The following is an 18,279-nucleotide window of genomic DNA, read 5'->3' on the forward strand; positions in this document are numbered from 1 at the left end:
ATCGCCGCCTTGGTCGGGCGGCCGACGGTTCAGGCGGGAGTGCTGAGCTTCAGCCCGATCATGCCGGCCACGATCATCGACAGGCACAGCACCCGCACGCCGCTGGCCGGCTCACCGTACAGCGCCATGCCGACCACGATGCTGCCGGCGGCGCCGATTCCGGTCCACACCGCATAGGCGGTGCCGAACGGCAGCGATTTCAGCGCGATGCTCATCAGGCCGAAGCTGGCCAAGATCGCGGCCAAGGTCACGACCGCGGGCCAGAACCGGGTGAAGCCCTCGGAATGCTTCAGCCCGAGCGCCCAGACGATCTCCATCAGGCCCGCGGCAAACAGCGCGAGCCAACCGGTCATGGCTTGTTGCGCGGCGGCAGCGTCAGCACGGCGCGCTGGGCATAGCCGCGATACGGCCGCTCGAACCGCAAGCCGGCGCCGGTGCGGGCCGCGACCTGCATCAGCACGGCTTCCAGGCTGTCGCGCGGGGTGACGTCGAACAGCGTCAGCCAGCGCCGCAGCAGGTTGCGCGCCACGGAAGGCAGGCCGCGCTGGTCGCCGAAATCGACGATGTGCAGCTTGCCGCCCGGCTTCAGATTGGCGACGGCGCGATCGATCACCGCGGTCCAGTCCGGGATCATCGACAGGCTGTAGGAGATCATGACGTGGTCGAAGCTGACCGCCTGGCCAAACACCGCCTGCGCGGTGAAGGCGGTGGCGTCGCCATGCGCGACCTTGACCCGCGACATCAGCCCGGCGCCTTCGATCGAACTGATCGCCGAGGTCAGCATCTCGGTCGACACGTCGAGGCCGAAGAATTTTGCCTCGCGGTACCGCGTCGCCGCCTGGATCAGGTTGCGGCCGGTGCCGCAGCCGATTTCCAGCACGGTTTCGCCCGCCTTCGGCTGCAGCTCAATAATGAGTTGATCGCGGCCGAGAAGATAGTACCGGCGGGTCAGGTCGTAGATGTGCCGCTGATAGCGGTACATCCGATTCATCCGCGAGGTCGCGTCGACCGGCCACGCCGGATCGGCGGTGAGCTCGTGGTGCGTCAGCTCGGTGCGCGGAAGATCGGTACGAGTGAGCGTCGTCATGGCCTGCCACCCTGGTTCGGCATCATCCGCCTTCCATCGCGATTTCAGGCGACAGCGTGATGACAAAGGAGGCGGCACTGATCAGTTCCGCGCTGTCGCAAAACTGCATTGTTGCGCAGCTAATTTGGATCGATTGCCGAGTCGAGGATTTGATGAACACGCAGCAACTGATCGCGGACGCCGTCCGCAACAGCAAGGACCGCAGCGAGTCGACGTTGTGGGACGCTTTGTTTTCGATCTGGTTTCGTCGCCTGGTCTATACCCAGATCTGGGAAGATCCCGAGGCCGACCTCGCGGCTCTGCAATTGCCGATCGGCTCCACCATCGTGACGATCTCGTCGGGTGGCTGCAACGCGCTGTCCTACCTCACCGCCAAGCCGGCGCAGGTGTTCGCGGTCGATCTCAACGAGGCGCACCTGGCGCTGCTCAAGCTGAAGCTCGCCGGCCTGCGGGCGCTGCCGGACTACGCGTCGTTCTGGCAGTTCTTCGGAGAGGGCACCGCGGCCGGTAACGCCGACCTGTATCGCCGGCGGCTGCGCCCCGCGCTCGATCTCGATGCCCGCGGCTTCTGGGACGAGCGCGACTTCCGCGGCCGGGCGCGCTACCGTTACTTCACCGACGGGTTCTATCGCCACGGCGCGCTCGGCCGCTTCATCGGCTTTGCGCATCTGCTGGCGAAGATCGCCAAGATCGACCTCAACGTGCTGCTGAAGGGCGCGCCGCACTCGCCGGAGCGGCAGGCGGCGCTGCAGCGCGTCGACCGGCTGTTCCACTCGCGGTTCGCCCGCATGCTCACCCAGACCCCGGCGCTGCTGTTCAGCCTCGGCATTCCGCCGCAGCAGCGCGAACTGCTCGGCGGCGACCAGCCGCTCAACGAAGTGCTGCATCGGCGCCTGCTCCGGCTGATCGACGTCTATCCCAACGAGACCAATTACTTCGCCTGGCAGGCGCTGAGCCGGAGCTATCCGGGGCCGGGCGACCGCTGCCTGCCGCTATACCTGCAGGAGAGCCGTTATCAGCAGATGCGCGCCGGCGCCGGGCTGGTGATCCCAGTGCACGAGAACCTGCGGGTGTTCCTGGAGAGCCTGCCGGCCCGCCAGATCGACGCCGTGGTGCTGCTCGATTCGCAGGACTGGATGGCGCCGGACGAAATTCGCGCGCTGTGGGACGCGATCGACCGCGCCGGCAAGGAGCAGGTGCGGGTGATCTTCCGCACCGCCGGCGCCGAATCCCCGCTTGAGACCGAGCCGCTGGCTCCGCTGCAACAGACCTGGCAGCGCGACGCCGAACGCAGCGCCATCGGTTTCGACCGCGACCGCTCCGGCATCTACGGCGGCTTCCACTGCTATACGCGGCGGTCGGGGGCGGGAAGCTAGGCAGAACTACTGGTGGGGTTCGTCCGAGGTTGAGGCGACCCGAACGAGTCCAGGATCGTTGACGGCAAGATTCGCTCTTGCCGCAGCCGAATTCGTGTTGATTTCCCTGTATCGATTCCGCCGCTGCGGCACACCATCCGGTTGCGGACTGAGAGCGGCGCAGCAAACGCGTGCGAACGAGGCCCGGTGCTAGTGAACTAATCGACAGCTATGCGGCCAGTATGGGCACTCAGGTCGAGCCGATGCTGGGTGTAATCGTCGCCGTTCAGACCAAATAATGTCTAGATGACAAGGCCTTAAGTCGAGACCGTGGCCGAGAAAGACGTTCCGGGATTCGGCGTTTACTGCTTCTTAAACAAACCGCCCGGACCAGCTTCGACCGACTTTCAAGTGCGGACGTTCACGCGGTCGGCTTAAGCATTGCTTAGCGGTGCCTCTTCAACATCCACTGCTACAAAACGTAGCAGAGAGCGTTTGTTGCTCTTCTCTTCTCGGCCTTCACGCCATCGAAAAGACGCCCGCTGGACCAAAGCGACTGGGATGGAAGTCATGTCTGACGCCCTGTTGTCTCGCTTCGTTCGAGATCGCAAAGCGAACATCGCGGTCATTACGGCGCTCGTGATGATTCCCATCATCTTTCTGCTCGGCATGACGCTCGACTTCACCCAGGCGTTGCGCAAGAAGCAGCAACTCGACGCCGCCGCCGACGCGGCCGCCATCGCGGCCGTTCGTCCGGCCATGCTGATGCAAACCGACGCGGTGGCACAAAACACCGCCTATGCGATCTTCATGTCGACGGCGAACCGGCTGGCATCCGGGTTGGCGACGGTGCCGACGCCGACCATTACGATCACGGACGTGGGGCTTCAGCGCACCGTCAAGGTGTCCTACAACGCCGCATCCCTGAACAACTTCCCCCAACTGCTGATGAACAATGTGTCATGGGCGATCAGTGGGGCATCGACGGCGCAGGCGTCCAGCGCGCCAAACATGAACTTCTATCTTTTGATGGATGATTCGCCGTCGATGGGCATCGGTGCGACTGCCACCGACATCAGCAATCTGATTGCTGCCACTGCTCCGAAATACCAGAAGGCGTCATCCTCGCAGAACTGCGGCTTCGCCTGTCATGAAACCAATATCGCCCATGACGGCGGGACCAAGGATAACCTCGCCATCGCGCGAGCCAACAACATCACGTTGCGGATCGATCTCGTGACCAGCGCTGTCAATCAGCTGCTCAACACCTGGTCGAACTGCCCGCAGTCCGGAATCTCGGGGGGAGTCATGCAGTGCATGTCGGCCCTAAACAATACCACGTACCGAGCGGCTCTCTATACGTTCGACCTGGGCCTAAACACGCTGGCGTCGCTCACCACCCCGACGAAGGCTGGCGCTCAGGTTTCCAACATTGCGCTGATGCCCGTCGCCTATCAGAACTGCGTGGTCTCACCGAGCAACTGCAAGACCGACAACGGCACGGATATCGCGGGGGCTCTCACCAGCCTCAACGGGATCATGCCGAGCCCAGGCCTTGGCAGCAATGCTTCGGGCGATACGCCGCAAGAGGTTGTGTTTCTCGTCACCGATGGTGTGGAAGACAAGATCACCTCGTCCTGCCCCAACGGCAGCTATGCTTCCAACAGCCGCTGCCAGCAGCCGCTCGACACCGCAATCTGTACGACCATCAAGAACCGGGGCATCAAGATCGCGATCCTCTATACGGAGTATCTGCAGCTCAAGACCCCCAATGTCCCGGTGACGGACAGTTGGTACATGAGTTGGATCGATGCTTACGACGAACCGACGTCTTCGACCGGCGCCATCGCACAGAATCTGCAAGCCTGCGCCTCCCCGGGCTTCTTCTCGAACGTCCAAACCGGCGGCAACATCACGCAAGCCTTGACGGATTTGTTCCTCAAGGTCGCGTCGAGTACTGCCAGCCTCACGCAATGAGAAAGCCGTCATGGCCCGATTTGGACTGAGAGCAATCAAACAGGGCCGGGTTCGTATCGGTGCCTTCGCCAAGGATCGCGCAGGCGCCACCGCGGTGGAATTTGCGCTGATCGCCACGCCGTTCTTCGCGATCATTGTCGCATTGATCCAAACCTTTCTGTTGTTCTTTGCGCAGTCGGTTCTCGAAAACACGGTTCGGAAATCGGCCCGCCAGATCCTGACCGGGCAGGTTCAGGCGCAGAATGTCAGCCTGACGCCGGCGGCGTCGGCCGCCGCCTTCAAGCAGACCGTCTGCACCAATGCCAACGTGCTCTTCAGCTGCTCGGGGCTGATGGTCGACGTCAACGTTGCCAATAATTGGTCGTCAACGGATATCGGCATGCCGACGCTGACCTACGACAGCAACGGTAACGTCAACAACAGCTGGCAATTCAACCCGGGTCATGCCGGCGATATCGTCGTCGTCCGGGTGATGTATCTCTGGCCGATGTTCTTCGGGCCGATCGCCTTCAACTTGGCAAACCAGCCGAATGGATCCCGCCTGATCATGGCGTCCGCAGCGTTTCAGAACGAGCCTGCCAACCCGTAAAGGCCTCAGCCTATGATCCGCCGATCAGTTTCCGTCAGGAGCCTGCAGACCGACGTCGACGCCGTGGCCGCAACCGAGTTTGCGATCGTGGTGCCGTTTCTGCTGGCGCTGTTTATTGGCGGAGTCGAGCTGGCGAACGGAATGGCGATCAGCGTCAAAGTCAGCGCGACAGCTCACTCCGTGGCCGACATGGTGACACAGAACACCTCGCTCAGCACCACGTCGATGCAGAACATCCTCACCGGGGCAACTGCAACGATCGCGCCATATTCCGTCAGTGACAGCAGCGGCAAGTCACTTCTGACCGTCACCGTGTCGGAGGTTTCCAGCGACGCAAACGGCAACCTGACCCTGCAATGGAGCCGCTCATATAATGGCGCAACCTTCGGGACCGGGAGAACCAGCCTGTCCGGCCTGACGGTGCCGACGTCGTTGAACGGGACCGTCGGCAACGCGGCCAATCCGAACAACCAGAACGATCAGGTGTCGTTCATCGTGGGAGAGGTTACGTACGCCTATACGCCCAATCTCGGGTTCACGATCAGCGGCACCGTCAATCTGACCGATACCGTGTGGATGTTCCCGCGCTGCTCGACCGACAGTCCGGCCAATTCGAGCGGCCCCGCCTATTATGACGTCAAGTATTCCACTTCGACGACGACGTGCACGTGTCTCCAGCATTTGCAGTACAAGAATTGCTAACTAGCTGGGTAAAGCGCGTTGCGCACCTTTCAGTTCGATAGCGTCAGCTTGATCCATCTCAAGCGGCGATCCCGCCGATCAGTTAGTTTGCCGGTGACGAAGCGTGGTGCGGATGGTTCGTGCTTCCCGCGCCGGCAGCGTCTCTCCCCAGACTGGCCCCGCGCTCCCGATGCGCAACCGGGAGGCGGGGTTATTGTTGTCCGGTGGTGCAAGGCCTGGGCCGCCTTGCCGAATGCGTCCTGATCGGGCAAGACTCTTGAAATTCACCAGAATTTCCAAGAGGCCGGTTTGATCGACAAGCTCGAGCTGTTACTCGCGCTCGCCAAGGAGCGGCACTTCGGCCGAGCCGCCGAGGCCTGCGGCGTGACTCAGCCGACGATGTCGACCGGCATCAAGCAGCTCGAAGAAATCTTGGGCGTGATGCTGGTGCAGCGCGGTTCGCGGTTTCTCGGATTCACGCCGGAGGGCGAGCGGGCGCTGGAATGGGCGCGCCGGATCGTCGCCGACAGCCGCGCCATGCGCCAGGATATCGGTGCGCTGAAGGCCGAGCTGTCCGGCGAACTGCGGATCGCCGCGATCCCGACCGTGCTCGGCATGGTGGCGCAGCTCACCACGCCGTTCCGCGCGCGGCACCCCAACGTCCGCTTCAGCATCCTGTCCTGCACGTCGTCGGAAGTGCTGGGCCTGCTCGAAAACCTCGAAGTCGACGCCGGGCTGACCTACACCGAGAACGAGCCGGTCGGCAAAGTCCGTAGCGTACCGCTGTATCAGGAAAGCTATCGGCTGATCACCTCGCCGGACGGGATGTTCGGGGATCGCGACCAGGTGACCTGGCGTGAGGTCGGCCAGGTGCCGCTGTGCCTGCTGACGCCGAACATGCAGAACCGCCGCATCATCGACCGCGCGCTGCGCGCCGCCGGCACCTCCGCGCAGCCGACGCTGACTTCGAATTCGATCATCGTGCTGTACACCCACGTCAAGACCGGACGTTGGGCCAGCGTGATGCCGGCCAAGCTCGCCGAGACGCTCGGGCTCGGCGACGAAGTCCGCACGATTCCGATTGTCGAGCCCAAGGTCGCCTACAGCATTGGCCTCGTGGTGCCGCCGCGCGAGCCCTACACGCCGCTGGTCGCCGCCCTGATGCAGGTGGCCCGCGAAGTCGCGCCGACGCTGCAGAGCTGATCGCGGGCGGACCTGTCCGTCATTCCGGGGCGCGAGCGAACCCGGAATCTCCTGGCTTCACAACTGCGAGATTCCGGGCTCGCCGCTGCGCGGCGCCCCGGAATGACGGAGAGGGCGATGGCGGCCCCGTCTCGTTATGGCTGCCCCTTGTCGTTGCGGATTCCTTATCGCAGCATTGGACTGCTTTATTGATCTTTTGAACAATTCTCATTCTCATCCGGCGATCCACGACGACGAAGAGCGCCGATGCAATACGAACCATGGGAACCCGCCCGCGCGAGCGAAATCATCGCCGGGCTGACGCACAAGGAAGGCGCGACGCTGCTGATGCTGCACGCGTTGCAGCAGGCGTTCGGCTATGTGCCGCAGGACGCCGAGCCGATGATCGCGCAGGCGCTGAACCTGTCGCGCGCTGAAGTTCATGGCGTGCTCACCTTTTATCCGGACTTCCGCCGTGAGCCGCCGGGCCGCCACGTGCTGAAGCTGTGCCGCGCCGAGGCTTGCCAGGCCGCGGGCGGCGACGCGCTAGTGGCGCATGCGGAGACCCGGCTCGGCGTGACCTTCGGGGCCACCACCGCGGACGGCGCAGTGACGCTGGAGCCAGCCTATTGCCTCGGTCTGTGTGCCACAGCGCCGTCGGCGATGATCAACGAGCGCGTAGTCGGCCGGCTTGATGCCGGCAAGCTCGACGCTCTGCTGGCGGAGGCGCAGCGATGAGTTTGCGCATCTTCATTCCGCGCGATTCCGGCGCGCTCGCGGTCGGCGCCGACGAGGTCGCAGCCGCGCTGCTCGCGCAGGCGCATGTCCGTGACCTACCGGTCGATCTGGTTCGGCCCGGCTCGCGCGGGCTGTACTGGCTCGAACCGATGCTGGAAGTCGACACGCCGGACGGCCGCGTCGCCTATGGGCCGGTGACGCCGGCCGACGTGCCGGCGCTGCTGGATGCGATCGTGGCCGGCACGTCGCATCCGCTGAGGCAGGGGCTCACCGAAGAGATTCCGTGGCTGAAGCGGCAGACCCGGCTGACCTTCGCGCGCTGCGGCATCGTCGATCCGCGCTCGATCGATGATTATCGCGCTCATGGCGGCTATCGCGGGCTCGAACGCGCACTGAAGATGAGCTCGGACGCGATCATCGACGATGTCGTCAAATCCGGCCTGCGCGGCCGCGGCGGCGCCGGCTTTCCGACTGGCACCAAATGGCGCACCGTGGCGCAGGCCGGGCGCGGCCAAAAATACATCTGCTGCAATGCCGATGAGGGCGACAGCGGCACCTTCGCCGACCGGATGCTGATGGAGGGCGATCCCTTCATGATCATCGAGGGCATGACGATCGCCGGCATCTCGGTCGGTGCCACCAAGGGCTACATCTATATCCGCTCGGAATATCCGCATGCTGTCGAGGCGATGAACGCCGCGATCGAGGCGGCGCGGCGCACCGGCTATCTCGGCGAGCACATCTGCCACTCGATGGATTCGTTCGACATCGAAGTGCGAGTCGGCGCCGGCGCCTATATCTGCGGCGAAGAAACCTCGATGCTGGAGAGCCTCGAGGGCAAGCGCGGCACGGTGCGGGCGAAGCCGCCGCTGCCGGCGCATAAAGGCCTGTTCGGCCGGCCGACGGTGATCAACAACGTGCTGACTTTCTCGGCGGTGCCCTACATCCTCGATGGCGGCGCCCAGGCCTATGCGGATTGCGGCATGGGCAAATCGCGCGGCACCAAGCCGATCCAGCTCGGAGGCAACATCAAGCACGGCGGCCTGTTCGAGGTGGCGTTCGGGATCACCCTCGGCGAGCTGGTCGACGAGATCGGCGGCGGCACGCTGAGCGGCCGGCCGGTGCGCGCCGTCCAGGTCGGCGGCCCGCTCGGCGCTTACTTCCCGCGCGCGCTGTTCGATACGCCGTTCGACTACGAAGCGTTCGCCGCGCGCAGCGGCATGGTCGGGCATGGCGGCGTGGTGGTGTTCGACGACACCGTCGACATGGCCAAGCAGGCGCGGTTTGCGATGGAATTCTGCGCGCACGAATCCTGCGGCAAGTGCACGCCGTGCCGGATCGGTTCGACCCGCGGCGCCGAGACCGTCGACAAGATCATCGCCGGCGACCGGCCCGCGCCGAACATCGCCGTGCTGGAAGACCTCTGCAACACCATGAAGTTCGGCTCGCTGTGCGCGCTGGGCGGCCTGACGCCGATCCCGGTGCTGAGCGCGCTGACTCACTTCCCGGAAGATTTCGGCCTCGCGCCGCGCCGCCTGCAGGCCGCGGAATAAAGGACGATCGATATGGCTCTGGTCCACGAAACCGATTTCGGCACGCCGCGCTCGTCCTCCGAAACCATGGTGACGCTGACGATCGATGGCCGCAGCGTCTCGGTGCCCGAGGGCACCTCGATCATGCGCGCCGCAATGGAGATCGGCACCGCGATCCCGAAACTCTGCGCCACCGACATGGTCGATGCGTTCGGCTCGTGCCGGCTGTGTCTGGTCGAGATCGACGGCCGCAGTGGCACGCCGGCGTCGTGCACCACGCCGGTCGCCGACGGTCTCGTCGTCCACACCCAGACCGAGCGGCTGAAGCAGATCCGCAAGGGCGTGATGGAGCTGTACATCTCCGACCACCCGCTCGACTGCCTGACCTGCTCGGCGAACGGCGATTGCGAGCTGCAGGACATGGCTGGCGCCGTGGGCCTACGTGACGTGCGCTATGGATATTCCGGCGAGAAGCATCCCAATCCGGGGCTCGACGAGTCAAACCCGTACTTCACGTACGATGCGTCGAAATGCATCGTCTGCTCGCGCTGCGTCCGCGCCTGCGAGGAAGTGCAAGGCACTTTCGCGCTGACGATCGCCGGCCGAGGCTTTGATTCTGTGGTGTCGCCCGGCATGCAGGAAAGCTTCCTCGGCTCGGAGTGCGTGTCCTGCGGCGCCTGCGTGCAGGCGTGCCCGACCGCGACGCTGAACGAGAAGAGCGTGATCGAGATCGGCACGCCGGAACGCTCGGTGGTGACGACCTGCGCTTACTGTGGCGTCGGGTGCACCTTCAAGGCCGAGATGCGCGGCGAAGAGCTGGTCCGCATGGTGCCGTACAAGGATGGCAAGGCCAACCGCGGCCATTCCTGCGTCAAGGGCCGGTTCGCCTGGGGCTACGCCAACCACAAGGAGCGCATCCTCAAGCCGATGATCCGCGCCAAGATCACCGAGCCGTGGCGCGAGGTGAGCTGGGACGAAGCCTTCAGCTACGCGGCCTCCGAGCTGAAGCGGATCCAGGCGAAGTACGGCCGCGACTCGGTCGGCGGCATCACCTCGTCGCGCTGCACCAATGAAGAAACTTTCCTGGTTCAGAAGCTGATCCGCGCCGGATTCGGCAACAACAATGTCGACACCTGCGCCCGCGTCTGCCACTCGCCGACCGGCTACGGCCTGTCGACCGCGTTTGGCACCTCCGCGGGCACGCAGGATTTCGACTCGGTCGAGCATGCCGACGTGGTGATGATCATCGGTGCCAACCCGACCGACGGCCACCCGGTGTTCGGCTCGCGGCTGAAGAAGCGGTTGCGTCAGGGTGCCAAGCTGATCGTGATCGATCCGCGCCGGATCGACCTAGTTCGCTCGGCGCATGTCGAAGCCGCGCAGCATCTCCCGCTGAAGCCCGGCACCAACGTTGCGGTGCTGACCGCGCTCGCCCATGTCATCGTCACCGAAGGGCTCGCCAACGAGGCGTTCGTGCGCGAGCGCTGCGACTGGAGCGAATACGAGCACTGGGCGGCGTTCGTGTCCGACGAGAAGCACAGCCCGGAGGCCACGGCCGCCTTCACCGGCGTCGATCCGCAGAGCCTGCGCGAAGCCGCGCGGCTCTACGCCACCGGCGGTAATGGCGCGATCTATTACGGCCTCGGCGTCACCGAACACAGCCAGGGCTCGACCACCGTGATGGCGATCGCCAACCTCGCGATGGCCACCGGCAATCTTGGCCGGCCGGGCGTCGGCGTGAATCCGCTGCGCGGCCAGAACAACGTGCAGGGCTCATGCGACATGGGCTCGTTCCCGCACGAACTGCCGGGCTATCGCCACATCTCGACCGACTCGGTGCGCGAGAGCTTCGAGGCGTTGTGGAACGTCAAGCTCGACAACGAGCCGGGCTTGCGGATTCCAAACATGCTCGACGCCGCGGTCGAGGGCTCGTTCAAGGCGTTGTATGTGCAGGGCGAGGACATTCTGCAGTCCGACCCCAACACCAAGCACGTCGCGGCCGGTCTCGAAGCGATGGAATGCGTCATCGTCCACGACCTGTTCCTCAACGAGACCGCCAACTACGCCCACATCTTCCTGCCGGGCTCGACCTTCCTGGAGAAGAACGGCACCTTCACCAATGCCGAACGCCGCATTCAGCGCGTCCGCAAGGTGATGTCGCCGAAGAACGGTCTGGAAGATTGGGAAGTCACGCTGCGGCTGGCCGAGGCGGTCGGTTACAAGATGAACTACACCCATCCGTCGCAGATCATGGACGAGATTGCGGCGCTGACCCCGACCTTCACCGGAGTGTCTTACGACCGGCTGGAAGAACTCGGCTCGATCCAGTGGCCGTGCAACGAACGCGCGCCCGAAGGCACGCCGGTGATGCACATCGATCATTTCGTGCGCGGCAAGGGCAAGTTCGTCATCACCGAATATGTCGCGACCGACGAGCGCACCGGGCCGCGCTTCCCGCTGCTGCTGACCACCGGCCGCATCCTGTCGCAGTACAATGTCGGCGCGCAGACCCGGCGCACCGCCAATACGGTGTGGCACGACGAGGACCGGCTTGAGATCCACCCCCACGACGCCGAACAACGCGGAGTCCGTGATGGAGATTGGGTGCGGCTCGCCAGCCGTGCCGGCGAGACCACGTTGCGCGCGCTGATCACCGACCGTGTCGCGCCGGGCGTTGTCTATACGACGTTCCATCACCCGGACACGCAGGCTAACGTCGTCACCACCGAGTACTCGGATTGGGCCACCAACTGCCCGGAATACAAGGTGACGGCCGTGCAGGTCGCGCCGTCGAACGGCCGGTCGGAATGGCAGCGCTCCTATGAGCAGCAGGCGACGTCCGCGCGGCGGATCGCGGTGCCGGCGGAGGCGGCGGAGTGATGGCGCGGCCGACCGTCTACACCGGCAAGACCAAGGTCTGGCGTCACGGCCGGATGCAACCCGGCACGCGCGCGATCCCCGACGAGACGCCGGTCGCGATCAGCTACAACGGCTCCTCCCAGGCTGTGATGATGGCGACGCCGGCCGATCTGGAAGACTTCGCGATCGGCTTCAGCCTGAGCGAAGGCGTGATCGGGCAAGCCGCCGAGATCGACAGCCTGGAGATCGTGCCGCACGACGACGGCGTCGAACTGCGGATGTGGCTCGCGGATGATGTCGCCGCGCGCCTGCAGCAGCGCCGCCGGCATATCGCGGGTCCGACCGGCTGTGGGCTTTGCGGAGTGGACTCGATCGCCGAGGCGGTCCGTCCGGTCGCGACCGTCTGTGCCGGCCGCAGCTTCTCGCCGCAGCAGATCATTGCAGCGATCGAGGCCCTGCCGCCGCTGCAGAAGCTGAACGTCGAAACCCGCGCGGTGCACGCCGCCGCTTACTTCACGCCGGAGCACGGCATTGTTCATGTGCGTGAGGATGTCGGCCGCCACAATGCGCTCGACAAGCTCGCCGGCGCGCTCGCCCGAGATAAAATCGATGCATCGAACGGCATCGTGCTGCTGACCAGCCGGGTCTCGGTCGAGATGGTGCAGAAGACCGCCGCGATCGGCGCCGCCGTGCTGGTCGCCGTGTCGGCGCCGACCGCACTTGCGGTGCGAATGGCCGAGGCTGCCGGCATTACGCTGGCTGCGATTGCGCGTGCCGATGGCTTCGAGCTGTTCAGCCATCCGCAGCGCATCACCGACATCGATCACAGGGGAGCTGCCGATGTCGCCTGACCGGCTGGTGTATATGGCTAATCAGATCGGCGCGTTCTTCCGCAGCCAGGGGCCGGACAAGGCCGTGCCGGGTATCACCGAGCATTTGAAGAAGTTCTGGGAGCCGCGGATGCGGCGGGCGATCATCGCGCATCTCGAGGCCGGGGGTGATGGACTCGCGCCCGAGGTGCGGGCCGCAGTGGAGGCGTTGAAAGGGGCAACTTAGCAAGGGCGCATGCGACGACGGTCAGTCCGAAAACGGACGGCCGCAACAGGGGAAGGAAACGACATGACCATATTGGATGGGGCCGGACGGCTGTCCGGCGCACGGCCGGGTATTTTTGATCGCGAACGGATTATCGCTACCGCCGGTTTCAATCGTTGGCTGGTGCCGCCGGCGGCACTTTGCATCCACCTTTGCATCGGCATGGCGTACGGCTTCAGCGTGTTCTGGCTGCCGCTGTCGCGCGCGGTCGGGCTGTCGGCGCCGAAGGTCTGTGCCGACATGACCATCATGCAGGAGCTGTTCACCACCACCTGCGACTGGCGCGTCGCCTCGATGGGGTGGATGTACACGCTGTTCTTCGTGCTGCTCGGGGCTTCGGCCGCGGTGTGGGGCGGCTGGCTGGAGCGGGTCGGTCCGCGCAAGGCCGGCTTCGTCGCGGCGGTGTGCTGGGCGGGCGGCCTCGTGCTCGGCGCGATCGGCATCTATCTGCATCAGCTCTGGCTGCTGTGGCTCGGCTCCGGCGTGATCGGCGGCATCGGCCTCGGTCTCGGCTACATCTCGCCGGTGTCGACGCTGGTGAAGTGGTTCCCGGATCGGCGCGGCATGGCCACCGGCATGGCGATCATGGGCTTCGGCGGCGGCGCGATGATCGGCGCCCCGCTGGCCAACATGTTGATGAACACTTTCAAGACCCCGACCGATGTCGGCGTGTGGCAGACCTTCCTGGCGATGGGCCTTATCTACTTCGTGTTCATGACCATCGGGGCGTTCTCCTATCGCCTGGCGCCGCCGAACTGGCGGCCGGACGGCTGGACCCCGCCGGAGAAGAACAACGCCTACATCACCGCGCATCAGGTGCACCTCAAGGACGCGCACAAGACCAAGCAGTTCTGGCTGATCTGGGCGGTGCTGTGCCTCAACGTTTCGGCGGGCATCGGAGTCATCGGCATGGCGTCGCCGATGCTGCAGGAGATCTTCGGCGGCAAGCTGATCGGTCTGCCGGACCTGTCGTTCAATCAGCTCTCCGCCGAGCAGAAAACGGTGATCGCGGGCATTGCGGCAGGCTTCGCCGGCCTGCTGTCGCTGTTCAACATCGCCGGCCGGTTCTTCTGGGCGTCGCTGTCCGATCACATCGGGCGCAAGAATACCTATTACGTGTTCTTTCTCCTCGGCATCGTCCTTTACGCGCTGGTGCCGACGCTCGCCGCGATGGGCAGCAAGGCGCTGTTCGTGCTGGCCTTCGGCATCATCCTGTCGATGTATGGCGGCGGCTTCGCCACCGTGCCGGCGTATCTGGCCGACATCTTCGGCACCCAGTTCGTCGGCGCCATCCACGGCCGGCTGCTGACCGCCTGGGCGACCGCCGGCATCATCGGCCCGGTGGTGGTCAATTACATCCGCGAAGCGCAGATCGCCGCCGGCGTGCCGCGCGCGCAGGTGTATGACTTCACGATGTATATCCTCGCCGGCATGCTGGTGCTCGGCCTGATCTGCAACGCGATGGTCAAGCCACTCGCCGACAAGTGGTTCATGAAGCCCGAGGAAGTTGCCGCGCTACAGGCCAAGGGCGCAGCCGCCAATGTCGGCGGCGGATCCTACGGCATCGGCAAGGGTGGGCTCGATGCCCGTGCCGCGGCGTTCTGGCTGTTCGTCGGCGTTCCGCTCGCCTGGGGCGTTTGGATCACGCTGCAGAACGCCATGAAGATCTTCTGATCCTGGGCAAAGCCGCGGGACGGCGGTTCGCCGCCGTCCCGCTTTTGATTTGATCGTTTGGTTTGAGCTACGCGCTTCATTGCACTGCATCGATTGCGGCGCAGCGAATGTTCATCGCGATTCACTCGCAATCGTTCTTCTCTCCCGAAACGGATGTGATAGCGTCTCGCCACCGGCGTCCTCCGCCGGCGACGATCCGACGCGAGCCGTTCCAACTAATAAGAATCAAAGCGGCCGGAATGGCCGCCGAGGGAGTGAACGCGATGACACCGGTCTTCACACGATCCGCTGTTGCCTGCGCCATTGCATTGGCGGCCGCTGCGATATCGCAGGCTGGCGCGCAGGGGCTGAAGAAATACGAATCCGGCACCAAGGAATTCTGGACCAACCCGCCGCCCGATTGGTTCCTCGGTGACGAGACCGAAGCGCAGAAGGGGCTGGCGCCGCCGGCCGGTCCGCCGACCGGTTCGTCCGACGCCGAACTCGCGGCGATGATGAAGAAGATCAAACTGCCGCCGGGCTTCAAGATCGAGGTTTATGCCTCGGGCGTCCTCGCCGCGCGGCAGATGGCGTGGGGCGACAACGGCACGCTGTTCGTCGGCTCGTTCGGACTCGGCAACGTCTATGCGATCACCGACAAGGACGGCAAGAAGCAGGTCAAGACCATCCTCAAAGGTCTGAAGATGCCGACCGGCCTCGCCTATCGCGATGGTGCTTTGTATGTCATCGATATCGACAAACTGATCCGCTACGACAATGCCGAAGCCAATCTGGACAATCTCGGCTCCGGCAAGGTCGTCTATGACGACATGCCGTCCTACGTGGCGCACGGCTGGAAGTATCTCGCCGCCGACAAGGACGGCTGGTTCTACGTGCCGTTCGGCCCGCCCTTCAACATCGGCATCCCGCCGACCTCGGTGTCGCAGATCCGCCGGGTTGATCCGAAGACCGGCAATGCCGAGATCGTCGCGCTCGGCGTGCGCAACTCCGTCGGCGGCGACGTCGATCCGCGCACCGGCAAATACTGGTTCACCGAGAATGCGCGCGACTGGATCAGCGACGACATGCCGAGCGACAAGCTCAACATGATCAGCAAGATGGGCGAGCACTTCGGCTATCCGTATTGCCATCAGGGCGACATGCCGGATCCGAAATTCGCCATGGGGCATCAGTGCTCGGAGTTCACTCCGCCGGTGCTGAATCTCGGCGCTCACGTCGCGCCGCTCGGCATGAAATTCTACACCGGCGATCAGTTCCCGGCCGAGTACAAGAACAACATCTTCATTGCCGAACACGGCTCGTGGAACCGGCACAAATATCAGGGCGGCCTGATCAAGCGGGTGATCGCCGATCCGGACGGCAAGAACGCCAAGCAGGAAGACTTCGCCACCGGATGGATCGAAGGCGATCAGGGCTATCTCGGCCGTCCGGCCGATATCGTGCTGGCCAAGGACGGTTCGATCCTGGTGGCCGACGACTGGGCCGGCGCGATCTATCGCATCAGCTACAGCAAATGAGCTCGAGCTGAGCGCACTCTCCCCACGTCGTCATTCCGGGGGCGCCGCGCAGCGGCGAACCCGGAAACCATGTTCCCGGGCCCGTTGTCAGGCCCGACCGCCGCCCTCGTGATTCACCCCGATCGCAGTGGTTATGGATTGCGGGCCTTCGCCCCGGCCGGCTGCGCCGACCGCGACGAATCCCGGAATGACGAACTCCAACCACAAGCTCTGAGCCAACAGAGGCCCCTTGTATGACTCGCCTGCTTGCTGCGCTGTCGCTGTCGTTCTGTTTTGGTTTGCTTGCTTCCCCTCTGGTCGCCGGCGACATCGAGGCCGGCAAGGCCAAGGCCGGGGTCTGCACGATCTGCCACGGCGAGAACGGCATCTCCAAGATGGAGTACACCCCGTCGCTGGCCGGACAGCCCGATCTCTACATTCAATGGCAGCTGGTGTTCTTCCGCGCCGGCACCCGCGAGAACGCCAATATGCGCTCGGTGGTCGAGGATCTCAGCAACGAGGACATCCGCAATCTCGGGGCGTATTTTGCCTCACTGCCGCCGATGAAGAATCTGAAGCCGGATGAGAAGCCCGAGCTGTCGCGCAAGGGCGCCGAGGCCGCGCTGGGACGGCGCTGCGCATCCTGCCACACCGACAGCTTCGCCGGCATCAAGGCGACCGCTCGGCTCGCCGGTCAGCGCGAAGAATATCTGATCAAGGCGCTGAACGAATTCAAATCCGGCCAGCGCTCCGGCGGCGCAATGGCGGCGATGGCCGACGTCGCTTATCAGCTCAGCGAAGAAGAGATCTACGCGCTGGCACATTATCTGGCGCATTTGAATTAGGGTGTTTCCTCGATCGCGCGGAAGAGGGGCTTTACGTTTCAACGAGTCATTCCGGGGCGCGCGTGCAACGCGCGAACCCGGCGACTGTCTCATGTGTCAAGGGTCTTACCTTGATATGGCGTGTCGGCTTTGACGAGTGCGTTGGCCGTGACGAGCAGTTTTCGGGCGATTGCGATGAGCGCGACCTTTCCGGGTTTTCCTTGCAGGCGAAGGGCGTTGTAGTCGTCGCGGAGCTTGGGGTGGTGGCGGGCGGCGACCAGGGCGGCCATGTAGAGGGCGGCGCGAACGCAAGGACGTCCGCCGGCGATGGCGGCGCGAGGCGGCGCTGCGCCGGATTGGCTGACGTGGGGCGCGAGCCCTGCGAGGCTGGCGATGGCCTTGCGATCGCGCTGGCCGAGTTCGGGTAGGTCGGTGATGAGGAGCGTAGCCACCCGTTCGCCGATGCCGGGGATCGATTTGAGGATGTGAAGGACGCGGCGGAGTTCGGCGTCGTCGCCGATGCGCCTGGCGAGTTCGGCCTCGATGGCTTGGCACTGCGCCGACAACGCGGCGATCGCGGCCCGATGACTATCGAGCAGGAGCGTGCCGCGGACCTGCTTCATCCGGGTCTTCTCCATCGCGATCATCTCGGTGAGCTGGCGGCGTCGGAGCGACAACGCCTTCAGCTCGAGTTGGGTGTCGGTCGGCAGGGGGCGCAGGGTCTCGGGCATAGTGAGAGCGAAGCGCGCAATCAGCCGCGCGTCCAGCCTGTCGGTCTTGGCGCGACCGCCTTCGGCGTCGCGGAACGCCTTGATCCGGCGCGGATTGACGATACCGACTTCGAAGCCGGCGACTGAAAGCGCTTTGACCAGCGGTTCGGCATAGGGACCGATCGCCTCCAGAACCACCCGCCTGACGCCGGAGCGTTCGAGGCGGGCGATGATCTCGGCGATGCCCTCGGCCAGATTAGGCATCCGGAAGGTCTGGCCCGACGGAGCCAGCGCGACATCGAGGAAACGTTGGCCGGCATCGACGCCGGCCGCAACCGCAAGCGGCACTGCAATCGTCATGGGCATCGGTCCTGTATGCGGGCGATCACCGCAACGGCAATGCCCGTGCGACTGTTCGATCAAGCAACACCGACAGAGGCGCCCGCACCGGGTTACGGCGAGATGATCGGCCGGGAATCT

At 64.5% G+C, this 18,279-nt stretch carries 16 protein-coding genes; 13 read left to right on the forward strand and 3 right to left on the reverse strand.

From position 1 onward, the window contains the following. Positions 1–29: 29 nt before the first annotated feature. Together LRC39_RS03730 and LRC39_RS03735 are read right to left on the reverse strand one after the other, a co-directional pair. Positions 30–353: a DMT family transporter gene (locus tag LRC39_RS03730; protein ID WP_107354204.1), complete on the reverse strand. Its 324-nt coding sequence runs from the start codon at positions 351–353 to the stop codon at positions 30–32. Beyond that, positions 350–1,087, reverse strand: coding sequence for a class I SAM-dependent methyltransferase (locus LRC39_RS03735; protein ID WP_346296375.1), 738 nt, complete (start codon positions 1,085–1,087; stop codon positions 350–352). The genes LRC39_RS03730 and LRC39_RS03735 overlap by 4 nt, the downstream gene beginning before the upstream one ends. A gap of 152 nt (positions 1,088–1,239) precedes the next feature. Between LRC39_RS03735 and LRC39_RS03740 the strand changes: the two genes are divergently transcribed. The 13 genes from LRC39_RS03740 to LRC39_RS03800 all read left to right on the forward strand — a co-directional run bounded on the left by LRC39_RS03740 (position 1,240) and on the right by LRC39_RS03800 (position 17,110). Next, a complete protein-coding gene (locus LRC39_RS03740; protein ID WP_346296376.1) occupies positions 1,240–2,463 on the forward strand; it encodes a DUF3419 family protein in 1,224 nt (407 codons plus the stop codon). Between the two features lie 549 nt (positions 2,464–3,012). Beyond that, positions 3,013–4,419 (forward strand): TadE/TadG family type IV pilus assembly protein, encoded by a 1,407-nt coding sequence (locus LRC39_RS03745; RefSeq protein ID WP_346296377.1) that lies wholly within the window; start codon positions 3,013–3,015, stop codon positions 4,417–4,419. A gap of 10 nt (positions 4,420–4,429) precedes the next feature. Further along, positions 4,430–5,008, forward strand: a complete 579-nt coding sequence (locus tag LRC39_RS03750; RefSeq protein ID WP_264075468.1) for a TadE/TadG family type IV pilus assembly protein — start codon at positions 4,430–4,432, stop codon at positions 5,006–5,008. A 12-nt stretch (positions 5,009–5,020) separates the two neighbouring features. Continuing rightward, on the forward strand, positions 5,021–5,710 hold the full coding sequence (locus tag LRC39_RS03755) for a TadE/TadG family type IV pilus assembly protein (RefSeq protein WP_346296378.1): 690 nt from the start codon (positions 5,021–5,023) through the stop codon (positions 5,708–5,710). A 288-nt stretch (positions 5,711–5,998) separates the two neighbouring features. Next, positions 5,999–6,892, forward strand: a complete 894-nt coding sequence (locus LRC39_RS03760; RefSeq protein ID WP_346296379.1) for a LysR family transcriptional regulator — start codon at positions 5,999–6,001, stop codon at positions 6,890–6,892. A gap of 246 nt (positions 6,893–7,138) precedes the next feature. Further along, positions 7,139–7,609, forward strand: coding sequence for a formate dehydrogenase subunit gamma (locus tag LRC39_RS03765; RefSeq protein ID WP_107342918.1), 471 nt, complete (start codon positions 7,139–7,141; stop codon positions 7,607–7,609). Then, positions 7,606–9,162: a formate dehydrogenase beta subunit gene (locus LRC39_RS03770; RefSeq protein ID WP_346296380.1), complete on the forward strand. Its 1,557-nt coding sequence runs from the start codon at positions 7,606–7,608 to the stop codon at positions 9,160–9,162. The genes LRC39_RS03765 and LRC39_RS03770 overlap by 4 nt, the downstream gene beginning before the upstream one ends. A gap of 12 nt (positions 9,163–9,174) precedes the next feature. Beyond that, positions 9,175–12,021, forward strand: coding sequence for a formate dehydrogenase subunit alpha (fdhF, locus tag LRC39_RS03775; RefSeq protein ID WP_346296381.1), 2,847 nt, complete (start codon positions 9,175–9,177; stop codon positions 12,019–12,021). Continuing rightward, positions 12,021–12,851, forward strand: a complete 831-nt coding sequence (fdhD, locus tag LRC39_RS03780) for a formate dehydrogenase accessory sulfurtransferase FdhD (protein WP_346296382.1) — start codon at positions 12,021–12,023, stop codon at positions 12,849–12,851. Before fdhF ends, fdhD begins: the two co-directional genes overlap by 1 nt. Then, the gene (locus LRC39_RS03785; RefSeq protein ID WP_012494440.1) at positions 12,841–13,056 is read left to right on the forward strand and encodes a formate dehydrogenase subunit delta; all 216 of its coding nucleotides are present in this window, start codon (positions 12,841–12,843) and stop codon (positions 13,054–13,056) included. Before fdhD ends, LRC39_RS03785 begins: the two co-directional genes overlap by 11 nt. A gap of 63 nt (positions 13,057–13,119) precedes the next feature. Next, entirely contained in the window at positions 13,120–14,769 is a 1,650-nt protein-coding gene (locus LRC39_RS03790) for an OFA family MFS transporter (protein ID WP_346296383.1), read from the forward strand. 263 nt (positions 14,770–15,032) lie between these two features. Then, on the forward strand, positions 15,033–16,286 hold the full coding sequence (locus LRC39_RS03795; RefSeq protein ID WP_346296384.1) for a PQQ-dependent sugar dehydrogenase: 1,254 nt from the start codon (positions 15,033–15,035) through the stop codon (positions 16,284–16,286). Positions 16,287–16,519: 233 nt separating this feature from the next. Then, positions 16,520–17,110, forward strand: a complete 591-nt coding sequence (locus LRC39_RS03800; protein ID WP_346296385.1) for a c-type cytochrome — start codon at positions 16,520–16,522, stop codon at positions 17,108–17,110. Positions 17,111–17,199: 89 nt separating this feature from the next. Here the strand turns inward: LRC39_RS03800 and LRC39_RS03805 are convergent, their stop codons facing one another. Next, complete coding sequence (locus LRC39_RS03805; protein WP_346296386.1) at positions 17,200–18,159, reverse strand: IS110 family transposase; 960 nt, start codon at positions 18,157–18,159, stop codon at positions 17,200–17,202. Positions 18,160–18,279 lie beyond the last annotated feature (120 nt).

It is taken from the genome of Rhodopseudomonas sp. P1 (genome assembly GCF_039642825.1).
Lineage (GTDB): Bacteria > Pseudomonadota > Alphaproteobacteria > Rhizobiales > Xanthobacteraceae > Rhodopseudomonas > Rhodopseudomonas palustris_H.

Excerpts from the sequence above, each read along its gene's own strand:
- LRC39_RS03730 (WP_107354204.1), bottom strand. The coding sequence starts at position 353 with ATGACCGGTTGGCTCGCGCTGTTTGCCGCGGGCCTGATGGAGATCGTC.
- LRC39_RS03765 (WP_107342918.1), top strand. The coding sequence starts at position 7,139 with ATGCAATACGAACCATGGGAACCCGCCCGCGCGAGCGAAATCATCGCC.
- LRC39_RS03790 (WP_346296383.1), top strand. The coding sequence starts at position 13,120 with ATGACCATATTGGATGGGGCCGGACGGCTGTCCGGCGCACGGCCGGGT.
- fdhF (WP_346296381.1), top strand. The coding sequence starts at position 9,175 with ATGGCTCTGGTCCACGAAACCGATTTCGGCACGCCGCGCTCGTCCTCC.
- LRC39_RS03800 (WP_346296385.1), top strand. The coding sequence starts at position 16,520 with ATGACTCGCCTGCTTGCTGCGCTGTCGCTGTCGTTCTGTTTTGGTTTG.
- LRC39_RS03770 (WP_346296380.1), top strand. The coding sequence starts at position 7,606 with ATGAGTTTGCGCATCTTCATTCCGCGCGATTCCGGCGCGCTCGCGGTC.
- LRC39_RS03735 (WP_346296375.1), bottom strand. The coding sequence starts at position 1,087 with ATGACGACGCTCACTCGTACCGATCTTCCGCGCACCGAGCTGACGCAC.
- LRC39_RS03745 (WP_346296377.1), top strand. The coding sequence starts at position 3,013 with ATGTCTGACGCCCTGTTGTCTCGCTTCGTTCGAGATCGCAAAGCGAAC.
- LRC39_RS03805 (WP_346296386.1), bottom strand. The coding sequence starts at position 18,159 with ATGACGATTGCAGTGCCGCTTGCGGTTGCGGCCGGCGTCGATGCCGGC.
- fdhD (WP_346296382.1), top strand. The coding sequence starts at position 12,021 with ATGGCGCGGCCGACCGTCTACACCGGCAAGACCAAGGTCTGGCGTCAC.
- LRC39_RS03785 (WP_012494440.1), top strand. The coding sequence starts at position 12,841 with ATGTCGCCTGACCGGCTGGTGTATATGGCTAATCAGATCGGCGCGTTC.
- LRC39_RS03755 (WP_346296378.1), top strand. The coding sequence starts at position 5,021 with ATGATCCGCCGATCAGTTTCCGTCAGGAGCCTGCAGACCGACGTCGAC.
- LRC39_RS03740 (WP_346296376.1), top strand. The coding sequence starts at position 1,240 with ATGAACACGCAGCAACTGATCGCGGACGCCGTCCGCAACAGCAAGGAC.
- LRC39_RS03795 (WP_346296384.1), top strand. The coding sequence starts at position 15,033 with ATGACACCGGTCTTCACACGATCCGCTGTTGCCTGCGCCATTGCATTG.
- LRC39_RS03750 (WP_264075468.1), top strand. The coding sequence starts at position 4,430 with ATGGCCCGATTTGGACTGAGAGCAATCAAACAGGGCCGGGTTCGTATC.